Source organism: Elstera sp. (assembly GCF_044372965.1).
Lineage (GTDB): Bacteria > Pseudomonadota > Alphaproteobacteria > Elsterales > Elsteraceae > Elstera.
Map to the genome: position 1 here is coordinate 1 of NZ_JBILQX010000203.1, position 6027 is coordinate 6027.

Below are 6027 nucleotides of genomic sequence, written 5' to 3' on the forward strand. Positions count from 1 at the left end.
TGGACGATTACGTCCAGATCAAGTTCCTCGCAATGGGCGGCATTGGAGCCTAAGCATGGCCTATGATTTCGACCTGCTGACGATTGGCGCGGGCTCCGGCGGGGTGGCGGGCTCCCGCCGCGCCGCTTCTTATGGTCCGCGCGTGGGGATCATTGAGGAAGGCCGCATCGGCGGCACCTGCGTGCTGCGCGGGTGCGTTCCGAAAAAGCTGCTGATCTATGGCGTTGATATCGCCGATACGCTGGCTGACGCCGCAGGCTTTGGCTGGAGCATCGACGGGGCTAGCCTCGATTGGGCCAAGCTGGTGGCAGCCAAGGATGCCGAGTTGGATCGGCTTCACGGCATCTACATCAGCATGCTCGATAAAGCCGGGGTGAAGCGGATCGAGGGGCGCGGCGTACTTGTTGATGCGCACACCGTACAGGTAGGCGAGCAGCGCTTTACCGCCGAGCGCATCATGATCGCAACCGGCGGCTGGCCGACGCTGCCCGATGTGCCGGGTAAGGAGCTAGCGATCACCTCCAACGAGGCGCTCGATCTCAAGAGCCTGCCGGAGCGCATCGTGATTTTCGGTGCGGGCTATATCGCGGTGGAATTTGCCGGGATTTTCCGGGCGGCGGGCTGTGCCGTCGATCTGGTGTTTCGGGGCGATCAGGTTTTGCGCGGCTTTGATGGCGAAGTCCGCACCCACTTGATGGAATCGCTGGCCGCGCGCGGGATCAATCTTCTTGCGGGTCGCACGATCACGGGTATCACCGAAGAGGGGGCGGCGCGCCGAGTCACCCTCTCCGACGGCTCGGTGATTCTCGCGGGGCAAGTGATGTTCGCCACGGGTCGCGCGCCCAACACCAAGGGGCTTGGGCTAGAGGCGGTCGGCGTCGAAACCGGCGCGCACGGCGAAATTCTCGTCGATAGCTGGTCACGCACGTCGGTTCCGGGCATTTATGCCGTGGGCGATGTGACCAACCGCTTCAACCTCACCCCCGTCGCCATTGCCGAAGCGCGGGCGGTGGCCGAGACGCTCTATTATAATAACCCGATGAGCGTGTTCGAAAATGTCGTCCCCAGCGCAGTTTTCTCCCGCCCCGAGGTTGGCACGGTCGGCCTGTCCGAAGAAGCGGCGCTGGCCGCAGGCCATACGCTCGATATCTATACGACGCGCTTCCGCCCCATGAAAAACACCATCTCGGGCCGGGGCGAGCGCACCTTCATGAAACTCGTCGTCGATCAACCCACCCAGCGCGTGCTGGGCGCGCATATGGTCGGCCCCGATTCGGCGGAAATCATCCAAGGCCTTGCGGTGGCGCTCACCTGCGGCGCGACCAAACAACAGTTCGACCGCACCATCGGCCTGCACCCCAGCGCGTCGGAAGAATTTGTGACGATGCGCGATAAGCGGGCGTGAGGGGTGACTGTTGGGGGCTCCGGCCCCCGATGCCCCCGGCCAAGGGGCTTGCCCCTTAGCAATCCCTGTTTATTGAACCACTCGGTTGTGAGGTGCTATAATTACTCATCTCGAATTTTGCCTGGACACACCAGGGTTGAATTAATGAGGATGAGTAATGGTCGAAAAAAGTAAAATACTGTCTGAAATTTCTCGTCTGGCCGATTTAAATGGTGGTGTACCTCTCGGGCGTTTGAAATTTGCTTCTGAAACAGGCATTGGTGAGGCTGGATGGAGAAAATACTGGGTTCGATGGAATGATGCTATTAAGGAAGCGGGGTTTTCTCCTAATTTAAAAACTTCTTCATATTCAGAAGAGTATTTACTTGAAAGATATGTCGATCTTATCGAAGAGCTTGGGCATTTTCCGGTTAGTGCTGAGTTACGCATGAAGGCACGCTTATCAGATTTTCCATCTGAAAAGACGCTTTCGAAACTTGGTAACAAGAGTGCCATAGCGAGCAAGATTATTGCATTTGCTGAAAGCAGAGATGTCCCGCCTCATGTCATAGAAATATGTAGAGATATTTCACAGGAAAAAAATGTGCTGCCAGATGCATCTGCTGAAAATCCAAAACCTGACGGCTATGTATATTTATTGAAAATGGATAAGCATTTTAAGATTGGTCGGAGCAATGATTTTGATAGGCGGAAACAGCAAATAGATACAAAGCTTCCTGCGAAAACCGATATGGTTCATGTTATAAAGACGGATGACCCGGAAGGAATAGAATATTACTGGCATCGGCGTTTTTCAGAAAAAAGGCGAAATGGTGAATGGTTTGAATTGGATACAAATGATGTTCGGGCATTCAAGCGCAGAAAATTTATGTAAGGCTATCCCGAAGAGGGATTCTTAAGGGCCAACCGGCCCTTAAGCGGAGTGCAGAGGCAGCGCCTCTGCGTACACCCGTCAAACCGTTACGCGGCTTTCCACTTCGCGCTGCGGTTCTTCACCGAGCGCGCTTTTGGGAACCGAGCCCCGAAAGGGCGAACCGGCCCTTCAACGCCCGCGAGCGCATTCGGCACCATCCCCCGGATATAGATCCGGTCGGTTTTCTCGCCGGGCATCGTAATGCCCGTGGGCGCGGCGGCGGTGAAGTTGAACTTGCCGTAGAACTCGGCAAGGTCACTGACCAGCACGATAATGTTGTGACCGTGGGCGGCGCAGGCGGCGAGGGTAACGTCCATCAAATCCGCCCCGAGGCCAAGGCCGCGATAGGTTTCATCCACGGCGAGCGGACCAAGCAGCAGTGCGGGCGTGCCCTTCGGGCCGATTTCGACCGGCCAGTAGCGCAGGGTGCCGATTACCGTATCGCCGTCTTTCGCCACATAGCAGAGCGGGGTCACCGGGGCCACCCGGTCGCGGAACCGATAGGAGGTTTTTTGGCAGCGCGCTTGACCGAAAACCCGGTCGAGCAGGTGTTCGATGGCGTCCGCGTCTTGCGCTTGTTCTTGGGTGAAAGTCACCATGTCCGTAATCCTGAAGCCTAGTCGGTCGCGTATACGTTCGTTTTGGCCGGTCCTGGGATCGGTCAAGGAAGTAGCCCAGCGGGGCGGATCACGGTCTAGGGCAGCAGGGTCCCCACCGAAGCGGCAGGGCAAGAGGGGAGGAGGGCGATGAAGCAGAAGCCCGAACCCCGCTGCGCACGCAGACGGACCGACCGGCCAAGCTGGCCGTCTTCTCGTCGTCGTTGCAGGGTGGAAACTGGGGGCACCGCTTTATCCTCTGTGTTTGTGGATCAGACCAATATCATATTCTGAACTGGCGTCAAGTAGCAGTATTTTATCCTGTGATTTGACGAAACTGCATCAGGCTTAGGGCGGCGCCCCATAGGCTGAAAGCGTCTTTCACGGATAGGCTGCCAATGTCGGCGTGGCTCAGGTCTTCCAGCAGAACCAAATGGCCCTGTCCTGGGGGGAGGGCTTCTAACAGGCTTTCGCTTTCGGTGTAAGGGATCACCGCATCATAGCGGCTATGCACCAGGGTCACGCGCGCGGAAAGGGCGGAGAGGTCGAGATCGACGAGGCTCAAGGCGGCAATCGCGTCGCGCATCGGGGCGGGCAGGCCAGCGATCAGGTCGGTCACGGCATCGGGACCGTCATTGCGCACCAGGGCGTAGAGCGACTGGCCTTCCGGCCCCAAGCCCGCCGCCAGATCCTCCAGTGCGGCGCTGGGATCGTTCAGACGGCGTTGGGCCATAATCCCTAAGAGGCCACGATCCTGGACGCTTGCAACCCGCTCCAAATTGGCCTGGAGAAAGACCCAGACCGAGCGCGGATTGGGTGGCTGGAACTGCCAGGTTTCATCGAAGCGGCCCCGATAGGCCCCCGTAGTGAAAAACCGAATGACGGCTTCCGAGTCGTAAAACCCCCCGAGGGCAAAAATCGCCTGCACATCGGCGCTCACGTCCGGCTCCAGCGCGGCACGAATGGCGGGAACGAGGCTGTAGGAGACCGCGCCGATACCGATGGCGCGCGCGGCGGGATCGATGCGGTCGGTCGCCACCCGCACCGCATCGGCAATTGCGCGGGCGTGATCGGGCAGTACCTGAAAGCGCTCCATGCCGGGCAGTTCCGGCACGATGACGCGAAAACCGGTTTCGGCTAAAATTCGCGCCATCAGTTGCAAGCGCGGATCGTCCCGCCCAGCTTGCGCCGCCCCCGGCACGAGGATCAGGCTGGCCCGCTCCCACCCATCTTGCCGTAGCCAAACATCGCCATTGCGCGTCCGTCCATCGACCGTCCATTGGGTGCGATTGGTGGTGACGGCGGGGGCGAAGGGCAGCGGCTCCCTATTCTGGAGCAGCGAGACGATGAGCCAGAGGGCGGAGGCTGAGCCTGCGGGGGTCAAGGCCCAGCCGAGCCCGCTCGCCCCCAGCAGCAGCGCGAGGGCGAGAAGAAGCCGACGGAGCAAAATCATTTACGCAGCAAAAATTCGCGGCCCAGCTTTACGCGCGGCTCACCATCGTAGGCGATGATATCGGCGGTGGCATAGGTTTCGCCCCAATTATCGGGCAGATAGGAGCCGGTGCCGATCACGTCGATGGGGGCACCCGCAACCGCCATCACTTTGCATTTCGCCGGACCAAAGCCGCTGGAGCCGATGATTTTCACCTTCGGGAAGCCTGCGGTATCGAGCGCTTGGCGGAAATGGAAAATTGCCGCCGCCGTTACCCCCGGCCCAACGAGATGCCGCAGTTCGGCTTCCGTCCGATAGCCGCGAATCGACTGCGGCGCATGGGCTTCCATGACGCCGTAGGAGAGGGAGGTGTCGAGCCCCTCGATAAAGCGGCTGCCGTGGGTATCGAGCCGGAAGCTAATGCGCCCTTCCGCTGCCAACTGCGGAAAGCGTTCGCAGACCGCCAGCGCGTCGGTCACTTCCTGGCCAAAATAATCGACCAGCACGACCAAATCATTCTCGGGATAGGCCTCATGGTACATTTCGGCAGCGCGCAACGTGCTGCCCGCATAACCGATGAGCGCGTGGGGCATGGTGCCCAAACCGCCGTCGCGCCCAAAATAATGGGCCGTCGCCGTGGTGGCATTGCCGATAAAGCCGACCGCGCCGACCGATCGTTTGGCGGCGTCCGAGCCCACATGGGCGGCATAGGCCATCATTTCGGCCATTTCTTGCCCCGCGCAGTGGCGCGCTTCCATGGCGAGAAAAGCCACGTTCGGCAGATCGACGCACATGGTAAACGCATTATAGGCGGCAACGCAGGCGGGGCCGATGCGTTGCAGCAGGATCGTTTCGAGATCGACGAGATGGATGAACGAGCCGGTCACATAGAATAAAGGCTCGCCCGCGCCGACCCAATCGCCCTCGTGATGCTTGGTTTCGATCTCAAAGCTCACACCGCGCGCGGCGGCCATATCGGTGAGCCAGTCGAGGGCCAGTTTCGGCGCAAACAGCACCGGGCGGCGCATGAAGACGGCATAGGTGACCTTGGAGTCGCCATTCCTGCGGACGATTTCTTTCGTCCGCAGGAAATACGCATCCGTTCGCTCGGCGACCTGCTCGGGGGTAAGGGCTGCGCCCATTGGGGCTAGCTCTGCCCGCTCACGAACCTTCATGATTCTCCTGACCGGCCCGCCCGAAATGGTCTGACCGTCTAACTCGCTACCGCAAGCCTTACAGCTTCCCGCTCGGCTTTCAAGGATTCCGCAATCAGGAAGGCAAGTTCGATGGCTTGTTCGCCATTCAAACGCGGGTCGCAATGGGTGTGGTAACGATCCCCCAACGACTCGTCACTAATGGCCTGCGCGCCGCCGATGCATTCCGTCACGTTCCGTCCGGTCATCTCGAAATGCACGCCGCCCGCATAAGTTCCTTCAGCGCGGTGAATTTCGAAGAAGCTACGGATTTCCGACAGGATATTGTCGAACGCGCGGGTTTTATACCCGCTGGCGGCTTTCATCGTATTGCCGTGCATTGGGTCGCTCGACCAAACCACACGGCGGCCTTCGCGCTCTACCAGCCGCACGAGCGGCGGCAGGTGCTTGGCGATCTTATCGGCCCCCATGCGCGCGATCAGGGTCAGGCGACCCGGCTCGTTACCGGGGTTCAGCCGGTCGATCAG

6 protein-coding genes are annotated in these 6027 nt (G+C 59.7%); 2 read left to right on the top strand and 4 right to left on the bottom strand.

The features are described 5' to 3' along the window. The first annotated feature begins 55 nt into the window (after window positions 1–55). Both gor and ACIQ36_RS17635 read left to right on the top strand, forming a co-directional pair. Window positions 56–1405 (top strand): glutathione-disulfide reductase, encoded by a 1350-nt coding sequence (gene gor / locus ACIQ36_RS17630; protein WP_395831738.1) that lies wholly within the window; start codon window positions 56–58, stop codon window positions 1403–1405. Between the two features lie 157 nt (window positions 1406–1562). Next, a complete protein-coding gene (locus ACIQ36_RS17635; RefSeq protein WP_395831739.1) occupies window positions 1563–2279 on the top strand; it encodes a GIY-YIG nuclease family protein in 717 nt (238 codons plus the stop codon). Window positions 2280–2365: 86 nt separating this feature from the next. Here ACIQ36_RS17635 and ACIQ36_RS17640 read toward each other — a convergent pair whose 3' ends face one another. From ACIQ36_RS17640 to ACIQ36_RS17655, 4 genes are all read right to left on the bottom strand, one after another. Continuing rightward, window positions 2366–2917, bottom strand: coding sequence for a GNAT family N-acetyltransferase (locus ACIQ36_RS17640; protein ID WP_395831742.1), 552 nt, complete (start codon window positions 2915–2917; stop codon window positions 2366–2368). A 313-nt stretch (window positions 2918–3230) separates the two neighbouring features. Next, on the bottom strand, window positions 3231–4367 hold the full coding sequence (locus tag ACIQ36_RS17645; RefSeq protein WP_395831744.1) for a hypothetical protein: 1137 nt from the start codon (window positions 4365–4367) through the stop codon (window positions 3231–3233). Beyond that, a complete protein-coding gene (locus ACIQ36_RS17650; RefSeq protein WP_395831748.1) occupies window positions 4364–5488 on the bottom strand; it encodes a nicotinate phosphoribosyltransferase in 1125 nt (374 codons plus the stop codon). The genes ACIQ36_RS17645 and ACIQ36_RS17650 overlap by 4 nt, the downstream gene beginning before the upstream one ends. Before the next feature lie 71 nt (window positions 5489–5559). Next, on the bottom strand, window positions 5560–6027 hold a 468-nt coding region (locus tag ACIQ36_RS17655; protein ID WP_395831746.1), incomplete at its 5' end, for a 3-deoxy-7-phosphoheptulonate synthase.

Bases quoted from the DNA above. Each gene is read 5' to 3' on its own strand.
- gor (WP_395831738.1), top strand. From the start codon at position 56: ATGGCCTATGATTTCGACCTGCTGACGATTGGCGCGGGCTCCGGCGGG.
- ACIQ36_RS17635 (WP_395831739.1), top strand. From the start codon at position 1,563: ATGGTCGAAAAAAGTAAAATACTGTCTGAAATTTCTCGTCTGGCCGAT.
- ACIQ36_RS17640 (WP_395831742.1), bottom strand. From the start codon at position 2,917: ATGGTGACTTTCACCCAAGAACAAGCGCAAGACGCGGACGCCATCGAA.
- ACIQ36_RS17645 (WP_395831744.1), bottom strand. From the start codon at position 4,367: ATGATTTTGCTCCGTCGGCTTCTTCTCGCCCTCGCGCTGCTGCTGGGG.
- ACIQ36_RS17650 (WP_395831748.1), bottom strand. From the start codon at position 5,488: ATGGGCGCAGCCCTTACCCCCGAGCAGGTCGCCGAGCGAACGGATGCG.